At 69.9% G+C, this 20,307-nt stretch carries 15 protein-coding genes; 4 read left to right on the top strand and 11 right to left on the bottom strand.

Annotated elements, in window-relative coordinates:
* Positions 1-31 precede the first annotated feature (31 nt).
* From NMN56_RS29495 to NMN56_RS29485, 3 genes are all read right to left on the bottom strand, one after another.
* Positions 32-1,003: an LLM class flavin-dependent oxidoreductase gene (locus NMN56_RS29495; RefSeq protein WP_274042107.1), complete on the bottom strand. Its 972-nt coding sequence runs from the start codon at positions 1,001-1,003 to the stop codon at positions 32-34.
* Complete coding sequence (locus NMN56_RS29490) at positions 1,000-1,212, bottom strand: MbtH family protein (RefSeq protein ID WP_274042106.1); 213 nt, start codon at positions 1,210-1,212, stop codon at positions 1,000-1,002. Before NMN56_RS29490 ends, NMN56_RS29495 begins: the two co-directional genes overlap by 4 nt.
* A 204-nt stretch (positions 1,213-1,416) precedes the next feature.
* Positions 1,417-6,999 (bottom strand): type I polyketide synthase, encoded by a 5,583-nt coding sequence (locus tag NMN56_RS29485; RefSeq protein ID WP_274042105.1) that lies wholly within the window; start codon positions 6,997-6,999, stop codon positions 1,417-1,419.
* 227 nt (positions 7,000-7,226) lie between these two features.
* Between NMN56_RS29485 and NMN56_RS29480 the strand changes: the two genes are divergently transcribed.
* On the top strand, positions 7,227-8,561 hold the full coding sequence (locus tag NMN56_RS29480; protein ID WP_274042104.1) for an MFS transporter: 1,335 nt from the start codon (positions 7,227-7,229) through the stop codon (positions 8,559-8,561).
* A gap of 4 nt (positions 8,562-8,565) precedes the next feature.
* Positions 8,566-9,381: an alpha/beta fold hydrolase gene (locus tag NMN56_RS29475; protein ID WP_274042103.1), complete on the top strand. Its 816-nt coding sequence runs from the start codon at positions 8,566-8,568 to the stop codon at positions 9,379-9,381.
* 108 nt (positions 9,382-9,489) lie between these two features.
* Here NMN56_RS29475 and NMN56_RS29470 read toward each other — a convergent pair whose 3' ends face one another.
* Genes NMN56_RS29470 through NMN56_RS29455 form a run of 4 tightly spaced genes read right to left on the bottom strand, consistent with a single transcriptional unit; the run spans position 9,490 to position 13,050 of the window.
* Positions 9,490-10,125 (bottom strand): response regulator, encoded by a 636-nt coding sequence (locus NMN56_RS29470; protein ID WP_274042102.1) that lies wholly within the window; start codon positions 10,123-10,125, stop codon positions 9,490-9,492.
* Positions 10,122-11,366 carry a sensor histidine kinase gene (locus tag NMN56_RS29465; protein ID WP_274042100.1) on the bottom strand — a complete coding sequence of 415 codons (1,245 nt, stop codon included), beginning with the start codon at positions 11,364-11,366 and terminating at the stop codon, positions 10,122-10,124. The genes NMN56_RS29470 and NMN56_RS29465 overlap by 4 nt, the downstream gene beginning before the upstream one ends.
* The gene (locus tag NMN56_RS29460; RefSeq protein ID WP_274042099.1) at positions 11,324-12,169 is read right to left on the bottom strand and encodes an ABC transporter permease; all 846 of its coding nucleotides are present in this window, start codon (positions 12,167-12,169) and stop codon (positions 11,324-11,326) included. The genes NMN56_RS29465 and NMN56_RS29460 overlap by 43 nt, the downstream gene beginning before the upstream one ends.
* Positions 12,166-13,050 (bottom strand): ABC transporter ATP-binding protein, encoded by an 885-nt coding sequence (locus NMN56_RS29455; protein ID WP_274042098.1) that lies wholly within the window; start codon positions 13,048-13,050, stop codon positions 12,166-12,168. Before NMN56_RS29455 ends, NMN56_RS29460 begins: the two co-directional genes overlap by 4 nt.
* 163 nt (positions 13,051-13,213) lie before the next feature.
* Here NMN56_RS29455 and NMN56_RS29450 point away from each other — a divergent pair, with 163 nt between their 5' ends.
* The gene (locus NMN56_RS29450) at positions 13,214-14,257 is read left to right on the top strand and encodes a pyridoxal-phosphate dependent enzyme (RefSeq protein WP_280842723.1); all 1,044 of its coding nucleotides are present in this window, start codon (positions 13,214-13,216) and stop codon (positions 14,255-14,257) included.
* A gap of 40 nt (positions 14,258-14,297) precedes the next feature.
* Here the strand turns inward: NMN56_RS29450 and panD are convergent, their stop codons facing one another.
* From panD to NMN56_RS29430, 4 genes are all read right to left on the bottom strand, one after another.
* Entirely contained in the window at positions 14,298-14,669 is a 372-nt protein-coding gene (gene panD, locus NMN56_RS29445; RefSeq protein WP_274042096.1) for an aspartate 1-decarboxylase, read from the bottom strand.
* Between the two features lie 100 nt (positions 14,670-14,769).
* A complete protein-coding gene (locus NMN56_RS29440; RefSeq protein ID WP_274042095.1) occupies positions 14,770-15,156 on the bottom strand; it encodes a hypothetical protein in 387 nt (128 codons plus the stop codon).
* 167 nt (positions 15,157-15,323) lie between these two features.
* Entirely contained in the window at positions 15,324-17,054 is a 1,731-nt protein-coding gene (locus tag NMN56_RS29435) for an alpha/beta hydrolase (protein ID WP_274042094.1), read from the bottom strand.
* A 282-nt stretch (positions 17,055-17,336) separates the two neighbouring features.
* Positions 17,337-18,410, bottom strand: a complete 1,074-nt coding sequence (locus NMN56_RS29430) for an ornithine cyclodeaminase (RefSeq protein WP_274042093.1) — start codon at positions 18,408-18,410, stop codon at positions 17,337-17,339.
* Positions 18,411-19,426: 1,016 nt separating this feature from the next.
* On the opposite strand from NMN56_RS29430, the gene NMN56_RS29425 reads away from it, so the two are divergent.
* A partial coding sequence (locus NMN56_RS29425) for an AfsR/SARP family transcriptional regulator (RefSeq protein WP_283742519.1) occupies positions 19,427-20,307 on the top strand: 881 nt, incomplete at its 3' end.

Here is a 20,307-nt window from a genome sequence, read left to right as displayed (position 1 = left end):
TCCTCCGTTCCGGCCGAAGCCGCCTCGCGGGTCAACCGGCCAGCGCCTCGGCCGTGCGCTGGAGCAGCACGGGGTCGTAGTGGGCGCTGGCCATCGGGGTGAGCACGACCTCGTCGGCGCCGGCGTCGTGATAGCGCGCGACGCCGGCTCTGACCTGTTCCTCGTCTCCGACCACACCGACGCCGTCGAGGAGCCGGTCACCGATGCGGCTGCTGTGCACCTCGTCGGCGAATCCGCTCGCCTCGTACATGCGCCGGTAGTTGGGCACGCGGGCGTACGTCGACAGGTACTTGCGCAGCACCTCTCGGTCGGTCTCCAGGTCGTCGGAGACCATGCCGGGGACCATCACCGTGACGGGGAAGCCCTCGGGATCGCGCCCCGCCTGCCGCAGCCCGGCCCGCAGTTCGGGCAGTGCGACGTCATGCACGTACTGCGGGGTGCACATCCACAGGGCGATCCCGTCGGCCAGCTCACCGGCGAGCCGGAGCATCTTCGGCCCGAAGGCGCCCAGGTACACCGGCTGGGTCTCGCGGCGCGGTGAGCTGTAGAGCGCGTGTGCGCGGTACCAGTCGCCCGCGGCGTTGACCTCGCCGTCGTGGAGCAGATCGCGTACGGCGCCGAGATACTCGCGCATCTCGGCCACCGGGGGACCCGGCTTCCTGCCGAGGCTCCACTCGGCGATCATCCGGTGCCCCGTCCCCAGCGCCAGCCGGAACCGGCCGCCCGACAACTCGTCGACGGTGGCGGCCGTTTGGGCCATCACCACGGGCGGGCGGCTGTAGTAGGGCAGCACTCCCGCGGCGAGCTGGACCGTCTCCGTGGAGACGGCCAGGGCCGCCAGAACGCTCGCGCTGTCCCTGATGGTCGGAAGCTGCACCAGCCACACCGAGTCGACCCCGGCCTTCTCCACCATCCTGGCCCGCCGGATCAGCTCGGACACCGGGATGTCCTGCCCCTCCAGCACGATGCCGCTCGTCCTGGCCGCGCCGTGGTCGCCCGTCATGCCGACCGGGCGCTCATCTGGTCGCGGAGGCTCTTGGGCCGCATGTCGGTCCAGACCTCCTTGATGTGGGCCAGGCAGACGTCCTTGGCACCCGAGACGCCCACCTCGTGCCAGCCGGCGGGTACCTCGCGCCCCGTGGGCCAGATCGAGTACTGCTCCTCGTCGTTGATCACCACGGTGTAGTCGCGGTTGTCTTCGTCGTCGAACATGCGCGTGTGTTCCTTCCTCGTGGCGCTGCGGCCCGCACGGCGGGTTGCCCGGCGGATTGCCCGGTCCTGACGGGCCGGCTGCTCGGTTCATGTGGCCGACCGCCGACCCGTACGGAGGGGTCGCCCGACCCGTACAGCGAGGTCACCCGGCCCGTACGGCGGGGTCGCCCGCACCGCACGGGCCGGTCCGCGGCCGGTTCCGGGTCAGTTCGCGTTCGCGGCCAGCTTGCTGGCCGCCCCTTCCTCGGACAGCCCTTCGATGAGTGCCTGGAGCGAGTTCTCGATCTCCTGGGCCAGGCCGCGGATGGTGCGTGCCTCGAACAGGCTGGCCACCGCGATGTCCACGTCGAACCGCTCGCGGATACGGGCGACGAGCTGGACGGCCACCAGCGAGTTGCCGTTGAGGTCGAAGAAGTCGTCGTCGATGCCGATGGCGTCCACCGCGAGGGTCTCCGCCCACATCTCGGCGATCACCCGCTGGGCCTCGGTCTCCGCCTCCACGTACGGCGTCGCGAGGTTGCGCGGGCTGGCGGTGACGGTGCGCTGCGGAGCGGCGGCGAGCTGCTCGCGCAGCGCGTCCCTGGTGACCTCCTTGGCGAAGCCGAGGCGCCGGGTGAAGCTGTCAGGGCAGATGATGAGCTGCGGCGCGACGGCGGAGTCGAACAGGTCCCACAGCATCGGGTAGCCGTCCTCGGCACGGATGCCGAACTCCCGCTCGTTGACCCGCAACAGGGCCAGCTCCAGCTGCTTGCCGACATCCACGGAAGACCCGCCCTGCGCGGCCCCCTGCGAGGGAACGGCGCTCGCGGAGGACGTATCGGCCGCCGCTGCCTGGAGCGCGTCGGCGCCGCCGACCGCGATCAGCGTGAAGCCCTCGATGGCGATCAGTTCATTGCCTTGGTCGTCCACGACGGTCACGTTGGTGCGCACCAGCGATCCCTTGGTGTCGTCCAGGTGCTGGATCCTGCTGTGCACCCTGGCCGGCAGTGGGGCCCGTACCACGATCTTGTCGTAGCCGAACGGCAGGTACGAACCCTCGCCGGTGCCGATGATGTGCTGCGCGATGGAGGTCGCGCAGTCGAGGACCGCCGGGTGCGCGAGGAAGTCGTCCAGGTCGGCGCGGTACTTCTCGGCCAGTTCGAGGGTGGCCAGCTCGTCGAACCTGCCGCCCTCGGCGAGGTCGCTGCGCCAGTGGCCGGCGATGTTGTCCCAGCGGTCGCCGAGCCACACCAGCCCCTCGGACTTCTCCAGGCGTTCGCCCTCGTCCGGGTTGCTGCAGTGCGCGCGCCACTCGTCGAGCGGGTGGACGGGCGCCGGCGTGCTCGCCGGGGGCCCGACCTTGGCCGTGGTGTAGTCCAGCACCGGGCCGTCGTCGTTGTCCGCGTCCCTGATGACGACGGTGAACCGCTCGGCGCCCTCGGGAACGAGCAGGATGTGCACCGAGTGCGAGGTGTCGAAGGACAGCGGGCGCTGGAAGACGAGGTTGGTGATCGAGCAGGTCGGGGAGCCCGTCGCCTCCTGGTAGGCGGCGCGCACCATCTCGATGAGGCTGGTGCCCGGCATCGTCGGGCGGTCGGCGACGGTGTGCTCGGCCGTCACCCAGTCGTCGGTGGAGAGCCTCTTGACGAAGATGGTGTTGTCGTTGCCCGCCCGGATCAGCCTGCTGCCCAGCAGCGGGTGTGCGACCTCCTGGTAGCGGTCGCCCATCTCGAAGTCGAGGAGCAGGTCAGGCGCGTCCACCTGGTCGGCCATGCCCAGGCCCTGCCAGATCGGCCAGTTGACGGCCACGACATGTGTGCTGCCGCCCCGTGCGGCCCGTGCGTGTGCGTAGGCGTCCATGATCGCGTTGGCGGACACATAGTCGCCGAGGCCGAAGTCGCCGGTGAAGATCGCGAAGGTGGAGTAGAGCACCAGCGCGTCCACGTCGTCGGCGAACACCTCCTCCAGCGCCAGCGTGCCGAACACCTTGGCTGCCATGACCCGTTCGGCATCGGCCTGCGAGCGCGTCTCCAGCATGCCGCCGCCGGTGACGCCCGCGGCGTGCAGCACCACGTCGATCTTCCCGAAGGCGCTCTCCGCCTCGGCGCGTACGGCGCGCAGCTGCTCGGGGTCGGTCACGTCCGCCGCGCAGACCAGCACCTCGCCGCCGAGCGCCTCGACCTCACGTACCGCCTCGATACGTTCGCTGGTCGCGTCCTTGCCCTCATCGGCCGCCAGGTGGTCGTCCCACTCGGCGCGGGGCGGCAGCCCGTTGCGGCCCAGCAGCACCAGCTTGGCCGCGTGCTTGCGCGCGAGGTCCTTCGCCGTCACCAGGCCGATGCCGCCGAGCCCTCCGGTGATCAGGTAGACGGCGCCGTCCCGCAGGAACCTGGCGCCCTCCCCCGCCGGCAGAAGCGCCACTTCCTGGTGCTCCCACACCCACCTGCGCCCGCCCCGGTAGACGACACGCTCGTCGTCGCCGTGCGCGATCTCCCGCAGGATCTGCCCGATCTGGGTGCCGGGAACGCCGTCGCGCGTGACGTCGACGGCGCGGCACCTGGTGTCGGCCAGCTCCTTCGGCAGCAGCTTGGCGAAGCCCAGCACACCCGACTTGACGGGCTCGATCCGCTCGCCGCCGGTCACCGGCTCCGCGTCGCTGGTGAGCAGCACCAGGTCCAGCGGGGTGTTGACGAGCTTCCTGGTGACGGCGTGCACAGCGGTCAGGATGCTGAAGAACCCGATGTCCAGGCCCGTACGCGCACGCTCCCTCGGGGTCTCGCCCGGGATGTCGCCGACCAGCCAGCCGTGCACCACCCGCAGCGAGGAGGGACCGGTCGCGGTGATCGCGCCGAACACCTCGATGTGGTCGGCCAGTTCGCGGGGCCGCACGGTGAAGCCGTACTCGCCGTCGCGGCCGAAGGCGCTGCCGGCCCTGACGACGTACGTGGTGGCGCCCGCTGCGCGCAGCCTCTCCACCAGTCCGGTCACGGGCGCTGTCTCCGACTCGTACACGAGCCAGGTCGCCTCGGTGTCGACAGTGACGCCGCCGAGCAGCGTCTGCTCGCGCCAGCTCGGCACGTAGTACGGGCCGGTCTCGGCGCTCGCCGCCGCCTCCAGGGCGCCCGCCTCGCCACCGGCGGCGCCGGGCTTGGCGTCGAGCCAGCAGCGGATCTTCTCGTGCGGCACCGGAGGGAGCTGGATACGGCCCCTGCGCTCACCGTTCCACAGCGTGCCCAGGTCGAGCGGCACACCGGTCTGCCATGCCTGGCCGACGGCGCCGAGCAGCACGGCCACGTCGGACTGCCGCTGCTTGACGTGGCGCACGGTCGGCACGGCGAGCCCCGCGCGCTCGGAACCGAGCTGCTGGCGGGCGAGCACGGTCAGGGTGTTGCCCGGTCCGACCTCCATCAGCACCCGCTTGCCGCCCTCGGCCAGCAGGGCGACGGTGTCGCCGAACCGTACGGCGCCGCGCAGGTGCCTGGCCCAGTAGTCGGGGTCGACGGCGTCCTCGGGCGTGATCCACGTTCCGGTCACATTGGAGACGAACGGCGAGGCGGGTTCGTGGCGTTCGACGCCGGCGACCAGGGAACGGAAGTCGTCCAGGATCGGGTCCATCATGCTGGAGTGGAAGGCGTGCGAGGTGTGCAGGAGCCGGCCCTCGACGCCCTGCGAGGACAGCAGCGCCCTGAGGTCCTCGACGCTCTCGTCGGGGCCCGAGACGACGGTGGCGTGGGGCGCGTTGACGGCGGCCACGCTCACGTCGTCGGGGAGCATCGGCCGCAGCGCGTCCTCGGCCAGCGGGACCGACAGCATCGAGCCTGAAGGCAGGCCCTGCATCAGCCGTCCCCTGTCGGCGACCAGGCGCAGCGCGTCGTCGCGCGAGAACACCCCGGCGAGGCTCGCGGCGACGAACTCGCCGACGCTGTGCCCCGCCGACGCTTCCGGCCGTACGCCCCAGCTCTCCAGGAGCCTGGCGAGCGCGTAGGAGAAGACGAACAGCGCGGGCTGCGTGACCTCGGTCTGCTTCAGACGCTCGGTCGCGCGCTCCACCTCGCCCTCGTCGACGGGATGGAGCACCTCGCGCAGGTCCCAGCCGGTGTGTTCGGCCAGCACCTTGGCGCAGGAGTCCAGCTCGGCGGCGAACACCGGTTCCCGCTCGTAGAGTTCCCTGCCCATCTGCACGTACTGCGCGCCCTGGCCGGGGAAGAGGAAGACCACGGAACGCTCCGTGTCCCTGGCGGGTACCAGCGCGGGGCTGGGCTGCGGCACACCCGCAGCGAGCCGGTCGGCAGCCGCCTCGGCGCCCTCGGCGACCAGGTAGCCGCGTACGGCGCGCTGCTCCCGGCCGACGGCCAGGGTGTAGGCGGCGTCGGGCAGTTCGTCCTGGTGCTCGCGCAGGTGCTCGCCGAGGGCGGTGGCGCTGGATTCCAGCGCGGTCGGTGTACGCGCCGAGAGCACGATGAGCTGGTGGTCGCGGGCCGGGGGTGTGGCAGCGGGCAGCGCGGGCGGCTCTTCCAGCACGACGTGCGCGTTGGTGCCGCCGACGCCGAACGAGCTGAGCCCGGCGCGCAGCGGACCCGAATCGCTCGTCCAGGGGGAGAGTTCGGTGTTCACATAGAGCGGTGAGGCGTCGAAGTCGATCTGCGGATTGGGCTCGTCGAAGTTCAGGCTCGGCGGCAGAATACGGTGCCGCATCGACATCAGCGTCTTGATGAGACCGACGACTCCTGCGGCTGCTCCCAGATGCCCCACATTTGTTTTCACGGAACCGATGGCGCAGTACTGCTTGCGGTCGGTGTGCGCGCGGAACGCACGGCTCAGCGCGTTCACTTCGATCGGGTCTCCGACGAAGGTTCCGGTGCCGTGCGCCTCGACATAGGAGACGGTCGAAGGGTCGACACCCGACTTGTTCCAGGCGTCCATCACGGCCGCGTACTGGCCGGCGGGACTCGGCGCCGAAAAGGCACCCTTCTGCGAACCGTCGTTGTTGATGGCGGTCGACCTGATGATCCCGGAGATGTTGTCCCGGTCCTCAAGCGCCGCTTCGAGCGGCTTCAGCAGAACGGCACCGCTGCCGCTGCCGAAAATGGTGCCGCGCGCCTTCGCGTCGAAGGCGCGGCAGCGCCCGTCGGGCGAGTACATGCCGCCCTCGGAATACATGTACCCGGAAATCTCGGGGAAGAATTCCTCGACGCCGCCCGCGAGCGCCATCTCGCACTCGCCGTTGCGCAGCGCCTGGCACGCCAGGTGCAGTGCGACCAGCGAGGTCGAGCAGGCGGTCAGGCAGGTGAGTGCGGGTCCTTCCAGGCCGAGCCGGTAGGCGACGCCGGTGGCGACGTAGTCGCTGATGTTGGCGATGTTCGCGGTGAGGCCGCCCAGGAGCTTGTACGCGTCCGGGTTGGGCTTCACATAGAGGTCGAGGTAGGTGTTGATCCCGACGCCGCCGTACACCCCGATACGGCCGGAGAAGCTGCTCGGCGCATAACCGGCCGACTGGAGCGACCCGTCGCACGCCTCAAGGAATGCGCGGTGCTGCGGGTCGAGCACCTCGGCCTCGCGGACCGTCATTCCGAAGTACCCGGGATCGAAGAGTTCGGTGTCCGGGGAAAGCGGTGCCGCTTTCACGTAGTTGGGGTCGGCGAGCCGTTCTTCGCTGACACCCGCTGTCCGCAGCTCGTCATCGTTGAAGAACGTGATCGATTCGACGCCCGCGACAAGGTTCTGCCATAGCTCGTCGACATCGCGAGCCCCCGGGAACTTGCCCGCCATTCCGATGACGGCGATATGGCCGCTGCTTCCCATCTCCATGGTTCCCCCTTCAGAAGACCGAACAAGGAATGCTGGAGGCGCACGGTCGCACCGAAGGTACGAGCGCCGGAACCATTCCGTGAGACGCAAGCCTGTGGACTCGGCGGGTGCGTTCACAAGTGCTGCCCGCCCTGCTGGCGACAACTCGACACCGCGTTGACGGAACACCGTCCGCTGCCATGTCCTGAGCCGATGCGGGGCGAACTCAGCGACGGGAAGCGGGAGACGTGACACCGACGGCAACAGCGCCGAGCACGGAGGAACCGGCCGCGCGGCCACGCTTCGGCCTCGGCTTCGCGGCCGTGTGCGGAGGGATGTTCCTGGCGAACCTGGCCTCCGGCATCAGCTCGGTCGCCTTCCCCTGGCTGGCCACCTCGGTGACGGACAGCGCGCTGCTCATCTCGGGCGTCGCCATGCTGCTCGAACTGCCCTGGCTGCTGGCCAGCCTGCCCGCCGGCGTCTTCATCGACCGGACGAACCACCGCTGGACACTGGCCGTCACCCATGTCTTCCGCGCGCTGGTCGCAACGGGTGTGGCGCTGGCCGTCGCGTTCGGCTCCACCCCGCTGGCCCTGATCTACACCGTCGCGTTCCTCATCGGCTCGGCCACCGTGGTCAACGAGAACACCAGCCAGGTCGTCATACCCAGGCTGGTGCCCTCGTCCCTGCTGGAGCGCGCCAACGGCTATCTGGTGATGACCGACACGGTGGGCGGCCTGTTCATCGGGCCCTGGCTGGGAGGTCTGCTGCTCGGCTCCTCGCTGATGCTGCCGTTCGTCTTCGAGGGCGGGCTGTTCGGGCTCGCGGCAGCGCTGATGGTCTTCGTCGTGCTCGCGCCCCGCAACCGCGACCGGCCCAAACGCACGGTGCGCGCGGAGATGGCCGAGGGGCTGCGGTACTTCTGGAACCACCGCCAACTGCGCACCCTGGGGCTCTTCCTCGGGCTGCTCAACCTCAGCAGCGCCATAGCGGTCTCCACCCAGGTGCTGTTCGCACAGACCATCCTCGGCCTGGGCGCCGCCCAGTTCGGCCTGCTCTTCCTGGCCGGCGGCGTGGGCGCGATGCTCGGCGCCTGGCTGACCAGCACCCTGGAGCGGCGCCTCGGAGCCCGCAGAATCCTGCTGATCAGCCTGGCGGGCAACGCCGCGACCAGCCTGGCCATCGGGGTGGCGAGCAACGCCGTCGTCGTCGCCGTTGCCATCGCGGGCGGCGGAATGCTCTCCACCATCTGGAACGTGCTGACGGTCAGCTACCGCCAGCGGATCGTCCCCGAGGAGATGATGGGCCGCGTCAACAGCATCTACCGGCTGCTCGCCTGGGGCCCGCTGCCGCTGGGCTCCGTGCTCGGCGGACTGATCGTGACCGGCTCGGAGGTCCTGACGGACCGGGAGTTCGGCCTGCGTACGCCGCTGATCCTCGCCGCGCTCATCGCCACGGTGCTCACCGTCATCGGGTTCAGCAAGCTCAAGGACGGCATCTGGTCCCCCGACTATCATGCGGGCAGCGAGCCCGCAGGGCAGCCAGGCGAAGAGACCAGCGGCCAACCAGGCGGAGAGAAGTGACCCGATGACACACCCGCCACGCCCGCCCCTCCTTCCGCCCCACCAGAGCGCCGGTTCCGGCCGGCCCGTGCTGCTGCTCGCCCCGGCGGCGACCCGGTCGGCGGTGTGGCTCCTGCACCAGGTGCCCGCGCTGAGCGCCGCCGGGTACCGCGCGCTCACCTTCGAACACCGCGGTGCCACGGCTGAGTTCGTGCCCGAGGGCCCCGTGCGCTTCGCCGAACTCGTCACGGACGCGGCCCGCGTGATCCAGGACGTGGCGGGCGAGCCCTGCCATCTGGTCGGCTCGTCGCTCGGCGCGCTGGTGGCCCAGCGCCTGGCCGCGCTGCGGCCCGACCTCGTCAGCTCGGTCACCCTGCTGGCCACCAGGGCCCGTACGCCGCTGTTCACGGCCGCGCTCGTCAAGTCCGTCGCGCAGGCGGCCCGTTCGGGCTCGGTGCCGGCCGACTACGCGGCTGCCTCCACGATGTCCCAGCTCTTCGCGCCCGCGACGCTGCTCGACGACCGGTTCGCGCGGGAGTGGCTCGACCTGATGACCCTCAGCCCGGTCCAGGGCGAGGGCGCCGCCCGGCAGTACCTGGCCACGCTCTCCGTCGACGAGTGGGCCCACGAGCTGCCCGGCATCGACTGCCCAGCCCTCGTGGTCGGCTTCCCGCACGATGTGCTGATGCCTCCCGAGCTGGTCAGAGAGGTCGCCGACGCGATCGAGGGCGCCCGCTACGAAGAGGTCGCCGGCTGCGGCCACTTCGGCTTCCTGGAGCGCCCCGACGAGGTCAACGCGCTGCTCCTGGACTTCCTCGCCAAGGCGAGCCTCCCGCACTGAGCCGGGACCGCCACCGCTCGGGGGCCGTCACCGCTCCGGGACCGCCACCGATCCGGCGGCGCCGCGGACGCGCAGGACCGCCGGGCCCGTTCGGCCCCTTCGGGCCCTTCAGTCCTCGACGGTGATGAAGCCTCTGCTGACGGCGACCATCACCGCTGCCGTACGGTCGTCGACGCCGAGCTTGCCGAAGATCCGGATCATATGGGTCTTCACCGTCGCCTCGCTGATGCACAGCGCCGCACCGATCGCGGGGTTGCTCAGGCCGCGGGCGACCAGGCGCAGCACCTCGGACTCGCGGGCCGAGAGGCTGTCCCGCTTGGGGGCGCGTACCCGCCTGGTCAGCCGCGCGGCGACGGAGGGCGCCAGTACGGTCTCGCCCGTGGCCGCGCTGCGGATCGCCTGGAGCAGGTCGGCACGGTCGGCGTGCTTGAGCAGGTAGCCGGTGGCGCCCGCCTCGACGGCGCTGAGGATCTGGTCGTCGGTGCCGTAGGTGGTGAGGACCAGAACGCGGCTCTTGGGCTTCTCCTTGGCCAGCCGTGCGGTCGCCTCCACGCCCCCGCCCGGCATCCGCAGATCCATCAGCACCACGTCGGGGTCGAGCGCGTGGGTCAGTGCCACGGCCTCGTCCGCGCTGCCCGCCTCGCCGACGACCTCGATGTCGTCCTCGTTCGCGAGCATTCCGCACAGACCCATCCGGACGACGGGATGGTCGTCGACGATCAGCACAGCGATCGTTCCGGTCATCTCGGCACCTCCACGGACACCATGGTCCCTTGGCCCGGCGTGCTGTCGAGGTGGCGTTTCCCGCCCACCTGCTCCACCCGCCGGCTCATGCCCACGAGACCGTAGCCGTGTGGCTCCTCGTCGGGCTCGATACCCTTCCCGTCGTCCCGCACGCTCACGGTGACGGTCTGCTCGGCGTAGCTGAGGGTGACCTGCGCCGAGGAAGCGCGCGCGTGCTTGCGTACGTTGGTCAGCGCTTCCTGTGCCACGCGCAGGATGACCACTTCGACGGCCACGGGCAGCGCGTCCGGCTCGCCGTGCAGCGAGAAGCTGGTCGTGAGCCAGCCGCCCTCGGCCGCCCGGTCGGTGAGCCTGCGCAGCGCCTCAGGCAGCGAACCCGTGTCGAGCGCCGTCGGCCGCAGCGCCTCCACCAGGGCGCCCGCCTCGGCGAGGCTCTCCCTGGCGGTGCGGGCGACCAGGTCGAGCTGGTGGCGTGCCTGGTCGACCGTCTTGCCGTGTCCCGCCGGCAGACCCGTCATCTGGTCCAGCGTCGAGCCGGTGGCCTGCACCAGCATGACGATGCTGCTGAGGCCCTGTGCGATGGCGTCGTGGATCTCCCCCGCCAGCCGCTCGCGCTCGGCCGCCACCCCCGCCTCCCGGGAGACCTCGGCCAACTCGGCGCGCGTGGAGGCCAGTTCCTCGATGAGGTCGGCGCGCTCGCGGCTCTGGTCGATGATCCGGTGCACCCAGGTGCCGAAGATGGCGGAGAGCACGATGATCACGAGCGCCGTGGGGCCCTGGTCAGCGACGCTGCGGACGAAGGCCCCGGTACGGAAGGTGTTCACGGTCAGCGGCACCAGCGCGAACAGGACCACGGCGCCGGTCGCGTGCAGTGGCCGCAGCGTCCAGTAGGTCTGCGGGATGATCACGATGAGCGCGATCGAGCTGGCGGAGGCGAAGGTGTCGGCCGCCGAGAAGAGGCCCAGCAGTACACCGAGGTACAGCAATCCCCGCCAGCTCTGGTCGTCCGTGCGCATCAGCCTTCTGCCGTACCCGGCGTACCAGGCGGCGCAGCAGGCCAGCAGTACCGAGGCGAGTGACTCGTCCTTGGCGGTGGTGTCCTCAAGGGTCAGGACGAACGTGATGGTCGCGGCGAACGCGACCGCGTAGTAGCAGTCCCATATGAGGTATCCGCGCAGCCACTCGTGCCGGGCCCTGCCTATCCTTGCCGGCTGTTCTTCCACCGGAAGGTCAGCAGACACAGCACCAGACCACCGACGCACCAGGCCACGAGCACCAGAGCCGTCCTTCCCGGTTCCCATGACCCTGCGACCTCCTGGAACGTCATCGAATCGGGCAGGAACACCGAACGGAAGCCCTGCGCCATCCACTTGAGCGGGAAGAAGGAGCCGATCTCGACCATCGGCGACGGCAGTTCCTTGATCGGGTTGAACAGCACACCGGAAACGAACTGTAGACCAATGAAGGGCAGCATGATGACGGCCGATGCGCTCTTCGCCGACCGGGGAACGCTGCTGATCGCGATGCCCAGCAGGGCGCATCCGATCACGCCGAGCAGGAAGACCCAGCCGAACGTCAGCCACTTGCCCGCGTCGCTCGGCATCTGAAGGTCGAACATGACCTTGCCGAGCGCGAGAAGCACGATGACCTCGGCGAAGCTCACCACCAGGACCATGAGGACCTTGCCGATGAAGTACGACGTCATCGGGGTCGGGGTGCCGCGCAGCCGCTTGAGTGTGCCGTCCTCGCGGTCCTGGGCGATCCCGGTGCCGAGGCTGACGAACGTGGTGGACATGATGCCCGCCGCGATCATGCTGGCCGCGAAGACCTGGCTGGCCTTGACGCCGGTGTCCGGGATGGTGTCGTTGAAGATGCCGGCGAGCAGCACCAGCATCACCACCGGCAGGGAGAAGGTGAAGACGACCGCGTCCCGCTCCCTGAAGAACTGCCTGAGTTCCAGGGCGCCGCGCGACAGCCCGACCCTGATGACGTTCGGGGGCTGCGGACGTGCCTGTCGTACGGAGGGTGTGGTCTGCGTGGTCATGCTGTCTCCTTACGGAGCTCAGGGGTGGTGTCCAGGTCCTCCGAGGTGCCGATCAGCTGGAGGTAGACGTCCTCAAGGCTGGGGCGCTGCACCGAGAGGCCCGGCACGTGGCCGCCGCTCTTGCCGACCAGTTCGGCGACGAACTGGTCCGGGTTCGTGGTCTCCCGCTCCATCAGTCGGCCGTCCTCGCGCCAGGAGACGACAGCGCCCGCCGTCGCCCGGCCGCCGAGTGTCTCCGGCTCGCCGATGGTCTTCAGCCGGCCGCGCGCGATCACCGCGACCCGGTTCGCCAGCGCCTCGACCTCGTCGAGGTAGTGGGTGGTCAGCAGGATCGTGGTGCCCTCTGCGGAGAGCTGGCGGATCAACTGCCAGAACTTGACGCGCGCTTCGGGGTCGAAGCCGGTCGTCGGCTCGTCCAGGAACAGCAGTTCCGGGTCGCCGATGATGCCGAGTGCCACATCCACCCTGCGGCGCTGACCGCCGGAGAGCCTGCCGACCCGCTTCTTGGCGTGCTCGCCGAGGCCGACCTGCTCGATCACCGTCTCCGGGTCGCGGTGTCTGGGGTAGTTGGCGGCGAAGTGGGTCACCACCTCGCGGACCGTCAGCTCCGAGGCGTCCGTCGCCGTCTGGGAGACGATGCCGATCCGGCTGCGCCAGTCGCGTCCCGCCTTGCCCGGGTCCTCGCCCAGGACGGCGACGGTTCCGGCGTCGCGGTCGCGGTAGCCCTCCAGGATCTCCACCGTCGTGGTCTTGCCCGCGCCGTTCGGCCCGAGCAGTGCGAAGACTTCGCCGTGCGCGATGTCGAGGTCCAGTCCGTCGACGACGGGTGTACCGCCGTACCTCTTGCTCAAGCCCCTTACGTGCACTGCAGTTTCGGTCATGTCCCCATCGTTGTCCGGCGGGCGCCGAAGCAGTAGCGACCTACGGATGGAACTCCGTGTCAACCGATCGGTTGACACGGAGCATCGCCCGGTGGCCATAAGTCGCCAGTCACCTTCCGAAAACAGGCGTCAAAGCGGATCCTGAGGCTGGCGGATTATCTGCGTGCGACCCGGGAGAAGAAAATTGTTGCAGCGAATTGGCGAGCTGCGTGCAAATATTTCGGCGACTCCGATTTCGGATATCGCCGTCGAATACCGAGGGCGCACGCATGAACTGGCTCTCAAGCACGAAAGTCTTAACCCAACGGGCTCCATCAAGGACAGGACAGCAATTGGATTGCTGGTCGAAATCGACCGCATAAATCCACTTGTGCCCGGGTCCGTCATCGTCGAGTCGACCTCGGGGAACCTCGGTCTCGCACTGGCGAGACTGGTACGCCTGCTGGACTGCAATTTCATCGCGGTGATCGACGAGAAAACACCACAGCCGACCCGTGACTCCCTCACGGAGAGCGGTGTGGAACTGCGGTTCGTCGACGAGCCGGACGGCCAGGGAGGTTACCTTCTGACCCGGCTCAAAGCGGTACGCGAACTGTGCGCCGAGCACCCCGAGTACCGCTGGCCGAACCAGTACCACAACCAGGCCAACCCCCTGATCCACGAGCACACCACGGGCCCCGAGATCGCCGCGCAGGGCGGGGCCGCCCTGGACGCCGTGTACATCGCCGTGTCCACAGGGGGGACGCTGGCCGGCATCTCCGCGCATCTGCGCGCTGTCGCGCCCGGCGTCAGGATCGTGGCCGTCGACGCCACGGGGTCGGTGGTGACCGGCGGGACGGGCGGCCAGCGCCTGATCGCGGGGCTCGGGGCCAGCAGGGCCTCGTCCTTCCTCACACGGGGCTCGTACGACAAGGCGGCCCGGATCACGCCCGCTGCCACCGTGGCGGCGTGCCGGATGTTCCTGGAGGACACGGGCATCGCGCTGGGCGGGTCCAGCGGCAGCGTGCTGTGCGGCTACCTCGGCGACCTGGGCCCGCTGCACTTCCCGCGCAGGGCGCTGTGCCTGTGCCCCGACGACGGGAGCAAGTACCTCGGCACCGTCTACGACGACACATGGCTCGACACCGTGCACATCGCGGAGGATGTGCACGGTGCCGTCGCGCGGTTCCGGGAGGACGGCCTGCGCTTCCGCGTCACGGCCTCCTGATGCCGGGACCGGTCCTGGCATCAGGCCCGGGGGCCTGGTATCAGGCCCCCGGGTCGCCCCCCACGTTCGTGACCGCGTTGCGCTCGTCGACGAAGACCACCCGCGGGGTGCCGCTCCTGGCCTCTTCGTCGGTCACCATGCCGTAGGCGATCACGATCACCAGGTCACCGGTGTGCACGAGCCTCGCCGCCGCACCGTTGATCTGCACCTCACCGCTGCCGCGCGTGCCCTCGATGACGTAGGTCTCCAGGCGCGAGCCGTTGTTGATGTCCACGACATGGACCTGCTCGCCCGGGAGCAGGTCCGCCGCGTCCATCAGATCCGGGTCAAGGGTCAAGGACCCGACGTAGTTCAGATCAGCGGCCGTCACCGTCGCGCGGTGAATCTTCGACTTGAGCATTGTTCTGAGCACAGGTGTCGCCTCCCCTAGGGACAGTGAATAGGGGAAGCCTACGAGTCGGGTACCGCCCTGCCTGATACTTGTGGCGACGATGCGCCACGGTATTTTCCGGTTACCGGTTCCGGCGGAAGTTGTAGGCCACATTCACGAGTGCGATACCACCCCAGGCGACGGCGGCCACGATCACACTTCCCGAATCGTTGAACGAGGTGGCCACGCCCGTGACCGGAATTCCCATACCGATCGAAACAGCGGCGAGCCAGAAGCCGCCACTGTCCGTCGAACCTTCGTTGCTCGCCGGGGCGTTCTCCGCGATGCGCTGATCGACACGCGCGTCGATCGCGCCCGCCGCCCGCTCCAGAAAGCTGGCGACGACGTCCGATTCCGCTTCGGGACCGAGTGCCCTTCGCGCCTCAAGCGAGCCGTGGATTTCCTCGGCGTCAATACCTAGATTCTGCGCGGATGTTCGGTCGCGTTCTTTCGGAGTCGATTCGCTCACTCGTGCAGCATACTGTGCCAACGCCCATGCACCGCAATGTTTTTCACGGAATCCGGCGCCGCCGTGTCACCATCGCACCCGCCATGACGCCGGCGGGGGCATGACCGGACGCCACAGGGCTCCGCCCCCAGAGGGGTACGGAGCCCTGTGACGTGCGTGCTACAGGGTCAGCGGGGCAGCTTGTCGGCGAAGCCGCTCAGCCGCTCGGCGCTGTGCTCTCCTCGCGCGCCCTCCGGCGCCGTCGGGTCGGGCAGCGGTCCGCCCGTGCACGTGGTGCCGCGCCTGGGCAGCTTGCCCGAGGCCAGGTAGGAGTCCACCGCGTTGTCGACGCACGGGTTGCTGTTCCCGTAGAGCATGTGGTCGCCCTCGTCCTCGACCGTGAGCAGCCGCGATCCGGCGAACCCGGCGCTGGCGAGCTTCGCGCCCTCCATCGGTGCCGCCGGGTCGTGCTCGGACTGCACCATCAGTACGGGCGGCAGGCCCTTGCCGTCCGGCTTGGGCAGCTTGACGGCCGGCCTGTCCCAGAACAGACAGGGTTCGGCGATGCTGCGCCAGCCGATGAGCGGGAACATCTTGCCCTGCAGGGCCGAACTCGCCGCGAGCGTACGGCGGTTGCCGTGCCACGGGGTGTCGTTGCAGCCCACGGTGTAGAACGTGGCGTCGATGGCGTCCGGTGCGCCGGTGGGCACGCCGGGCATCTTGGCGCTGCCGCGCGCCCCGTCGACCAGTTCCGCCAGGTCCTTCTTCACCTTGGCGCCGTTCGCGCCGGCGGCACCCTTCGTACCCGCGCCGCTCGTACCCGCGCCGCTCGTGCCCGCGTCCCCGGAACGCGCCGTGGAGCCGCCCGTCGCCGCGTCGAGTCCGGCGAGGATCCCGCCGAGCTGCGGGAAGTACGCCTTGTTGTAGAGGTTTCCCGCGATCAGAGAGTCGAACGAGGTGGCGGTCACCACCGTGCCGTCGCCCATGTCCAGCGGCTGCTCGGCCAGTTGGGCCCTGGTGCGCTCGTACACGGCACGCACGGCGCGCGCCGAATCCCCCAGCCCGTACACCGCGTCGTAACGCGCGGCCCACGGCAGGAAGTCCTGCCGGAAACGGCGTTCGAACCCCATGGGCTGCAACGCGTAGATCTGCTGCCAGGTGCCGGTGAACTTCACGCTGGAGTCGAAGACGAAGCGGCCGACCCGCGAGGGGAACGCCGTCGCGTAGTGCGCGCCCAGCCAGGTCCCGGCCGAGAAGCCGAAGAAGTTGGTCCTGTCGTGACCGAGCAGGGAGCGCAGCAGGTCGAAGTCCCGCACCGTCTGGGCGGTGTTGACGTAGTCGCCGACCGGCTTCGAGGCGGTCTGGCACGCGCGCGCCATGCTCTCCGCGTCGTCCAGCATCGCGTTCTCGTTGGTACGGCCGCGGTCGCGCACATCGCGTTCGCGGCCGATCGTCTCGCCGCCGCAGGTCACATTGGTGGAGCGCCCTGTTCCGCGTACGTCGACGCCGACGATCTCCGAGGAGTCGGCGACGGCGGCGTGCCGGGGGTCGAGGAACAGCAGCGGCACGATCGTGCCTTCCTCGCCGGGCCCGCCGGGGTTGGTCAGCAGCAGGTTCTTCGGTTCGCCGTGCTCGGGACGGAGCCTGCTGACGGCGAGGTCGACGGTGCCGCGGTCCGGCTTGTTCCAGTCCAGCGGGGCCTTCATGACGGAGCACTGCAGCCGCTCGCCGCCGGGCGGCAGCCCGGGCGCCGACTCCGGGAAGCAGGGCTGCCACTTGAGCTGCTGGGCGCGGAACCTCTCGCTCACCTTCGTGGCGACCGCTTCGGCCGGCTCGGCTGACGGCCTGGCGCTCGCTGGCACAGCGCCCAGTGTCAGCGCGAGCAGCGTGGCGGGAACGATGACGCGGGGTCTGAGCACGGTGTGCTTCTCCTCGGTCGTGGCCCAATGGGCCTGCGTACAACGTGAGTTGGGGCTGTCGTGGGGCCGCCGTGAGGCAGTCGTGGAGCCGCCGTGAGGCAGTCGCGTACGACGGCACGGAAGCGCTTCGCCGGCGTGCCGCGGTGCACGAGTGACAGCCGAGGCTCGGGAGGCGACGCGCTGCTACGGGCGAGCTGCTACGGGCGAGCTGCGGCGGGCGAGCTGCGGCGGGCGAGCTGCGGCCGAACGCGCTACAACCGACGCGCTGCGGCCGACGCGGGTTCAGCGGGGGATGCGCCTCCCGAGCCCCTGCCGCTCGGCGGCTGCGGCCACCGCGCTGCCCAGTGCGACGTCCAGGATCGACATGCCGAACGGGTTGCACACCACCACGTCCGTGTCCGCCGCGCGGCCCGGCCCCGTACCCAGCAGCACCTCGCCCAGCGTGCCGTCGACGCGGCGCGCGCCGGGCGCCGGCTCGGTGTCCTCGGCGCTCTCGCCCCCGGGCCCCAGCAGCGTGCCCTCGCGGTACATCCGGCCGAGCAGCCTGCGGTGGTCGTGGCTGACCAGGCCCCAGTCGTCGACGACCACGAGGCCGGCAGCCGTCACGACCTCGGGCAGCAGGTCGTCCAGCGATACGTGCACGATCAGCGCCCCGGGCGCGAACCACTCGGCACGCAGGTATCCCTCCGTGGTGACGGTCGCGGGGATCACCAGCTCGGCGTCCTTGACGCAGGTCTCCGGATCGGCCGCTGCCTGGGCGCGTACCCCGGCGAAGTCCGGGTCGGAGTTGATCGCGTCGGCGAGGGCGCCCGCGCGCGCGGGGTCGAGGTCGTGGAGCGTGATCGTCTCCAGTCCTTCGAGCACCCGGGAGAGCAGTTGCACGTGGGCGCGCGCCAGCGTGCCGCAGCCCAGCACGGCCAGCCGCCGCACCGGGTGGACGCCGAGGGCGAGCGCGGCGACGGCGCTGACGGCCGCGGTACGGAAGGCGCTGACGTACGCGGCCTCCATCACCACGCGGGGCCAGGCGAGTTCGTGGTCGAACAGGAGCATCAGCCCCTGGGACCTCGCCACGCCCTTGCCCGGGTTGCCGAGGGACGCGTTGATCACCTTCAGCCCCAGTTCGAGCCCGGAGTCGGTGTGGATGCCACCGGGCATGGCCAGGGAACGTGCGGAGAACCCGTCGCCGGTCGTCCAGCCCAGGTACGCCTCGTCGGGCAGCAGGGTCAGGCCCTGCGCGTGCCGCACGATCGCGTCGCGCACGACGGGCACGACATCGACGTCCTCGGCCGCGAGCCGTACGTCGTTCCTGGAGAGGTAGAGCAGGTCGGTGTTCGGGTACTCGTCGAAGTGCAGCATCCGGCTATCGATCCAAACGCTCGGTTCCGGCCTCGCTGACGGCGGCGGAACGTAGAGATGACGCGAGGGCTCTCCTGAAGATCAGGGCTCTGCACGCAACCACCGGGCACGATGCGGGCACAAGGCCGCTGGCGTGTTGTCGCCATCCGCGCGCGGCGACGCGAGTCCCGTTTGCGATGGGGGATCGTCGGGTCCGAGACACAGACCTGGAACAGCCCGACGGCCGCAGGCGCTCCTTCGCGGCAGGGCATGTCTCTCGACGGCGGAACGGAGCCAGACATGCATGCTCCCACGGAAGAGCGGCGTGGCCACTACGGACCCTGGTGGCGGACTGCCCGCTTCCGGTGGGTCCCCGGTGTGTGCGGAGCCGGACCGCGCACGCCTGTCCGCCACCACGCGCGATCACGCTTCCGGAGTCCGTGCGTGCGCCGCACATAAGCGGACAGCTTGGTTCCACTGGGCATTTTGCACTTTCTTTGTCAGGATGACGCCGTCATCTCCGCCCGAAGCAGCCGCGGTTCGAGGCCCGCCGGCTCTGTGGGCAGAGGTGTGACCGATGGGTGCAGAGCCGCGTTTCCGATGAGCCGGGCCGCTTCACCGTGGTCCCGCCGTGCTGACGGCGCCGCTTCCGCACCCACCGTCCCGAGCCCGTGGTCACCGCCCCCCACCGGTGACTGCCCGAGCTGCCGCACGCCTCATGGGCACGCCCGTTCCGCCTCACCTTCGGACAGTCCGCACCCGCCGACTCCGTATCCGACCGCTGACCACGAACGCCGGTCCCTACTCCACGACGCCTTCGTCTCCCCGGCAACCGATCCGCGCCTGGGACACCCGAGGAAGTACCGCTCACGACCCCGTAGGAGCTACGAGGCACCACCAGCACCGCGGGAAGCACGGACATCATGGGGGAAAACTTGACGAGCTTCACTGAGCCAGCGGCCGTCGCCGACACGATTCCGGTGAGACTGCGCCTGTTGGGAATCACAGAACTCACCGACGGGGAGAGTAGTTTCCCGGTGGGTGACCCTCTCCAGAGCGCGCTTCTGGCGGTACTGGCCCTGCGGGCCAACAACCGGGTCGGCGGCGAGGCGTTGGCCGCCGCGCTGTGGGACAACCCGCCGCGCACCGCGCTGCGGCAGATCCAGATCAAGGTGTGGAAACTGCGGGAGCTGCTGAACCAGGCGTTCCCCGACGAGGCCCCTCAAAGCCGGCCGCAGATCGTCAACCAGGCGGGCGGCTATCTGCTGTTACTGGAACCCTCGTCGATCGACCTGGTCTTCTTCGACACATGCGTCAAGGAAGCCAGGCGGGCGGCGGCACGCGGTGAGTTCGAGGAGGCGGCGCGCAGCTACCGGAAAGCGCTCAGCCTGTGGAGGGGCCCCGCCTTCGAGGACATCCGCCCGCCGGAGGTCTCCGCACCCGGCATACGCGCCGGCGCGATCACGCTCCAGGACCACTGGATCATCGTGACCGAGGAGCGGGTCGGCACGGATCTCGTCCTCGGACGGCACCATGAGGTCCTGGGCGAACTCAGGTCCTTGGTGCGCGCGCACCCGCTGCGCGAGCGCTTCCGGCTGCACCTCATCCGTGCGCTGGGCCGGGTCGGCAGGCGCCAGGAGGCGATCGCGACCTACCAGGAGGGCCACCGGATCCTGGTGCAGGAACACGGGCTTGAGCTGGGCCCCGATCTGACGGAGGCGTACCGCGTGGTCCTCGCCAGGGGGCCGGTGAACGTCGGGGGCACGGTCCACCGCTCCCCTGTGCCGGGCGTCGTCGTACCGCCCAGGTCCCGGTTGCCGCTGATCCGCGCGGGGCATGCGTGCGCCGCCGAGAGGGAGCACGCGGCCCGGACCATGACGGACAGGGCCGGGGTCCAGACCGGTGTGGGCACCGGTCT

Origin of the sequence: Streptomyces iconiensis, from assembly GCF_028657195.3 — a bacterium.
Classification (GTDB): Bacteria; Actinomycetota; Actinomycetes; order Streptomycetales; family Streptomycetaceae; genus Streptomyces; species Streptomyces iconiensis.
This window is presented reverse-complemented; position numbering and strand designations above follow the sequence as displayed.

Coding starts and splice junctions, on each gene's coding strand:
- NMN56_RS29495 (WP_274042107.1), bottom strand. CDS start 1,003: ATGACGGGCGACCACGGCGCGGCCAGGACGAGCGGCATCGTGCTGGAG.
- NMN56_RS29490 (WP_274042106.1), bottom strand. CDS start 1,212: ATGTTCGACGACGAAGACAACCGCGACTACACCGTGGTGATCAACGAC.
- NMN56_RS29485 (WP_274042105.1), bottom strand. CDS start 6,999: ATGGAGATGGGAAGCAGCGGCCATATCGCCGTCATCGGAATGGCGGGC.
- NMN56_RS29475 (WP_274042103.1), top strand. CDS start 8,566: ATGACACACCCGCCACGCCCGCCCCTCCTTCCGCCCCACCAGAGCGCC.
- NMN56_RS29470 (WP_274042102.1), bottom strand. CDS start 10,125: ATGACCGGAACGATCGCTGTGCTGATCGTCGACGACCATCCCGTCGTC.
- NMN56_RS29460 (WP_274042099.1), bottom strand. CDS start 12,169: ATGACCACGCAGACCACACCCTCCGTACGACAGGCACGTCCGCAGCCC.
- NMN56_RS29455 (WP_274042098.1), bottom strand. CDS start 13,050: ATGACCGAAACTGCAGTGCACGTAAGGGGCTTGAGCAAGAGGTACGGC.
- NMN56_RS29430 (WP_274042093.1), bottom strand. CDS start 18,410: ATGCTGCACTTCGACGAGTACCCGAACACCGACCTGCTCTACCTCTCC.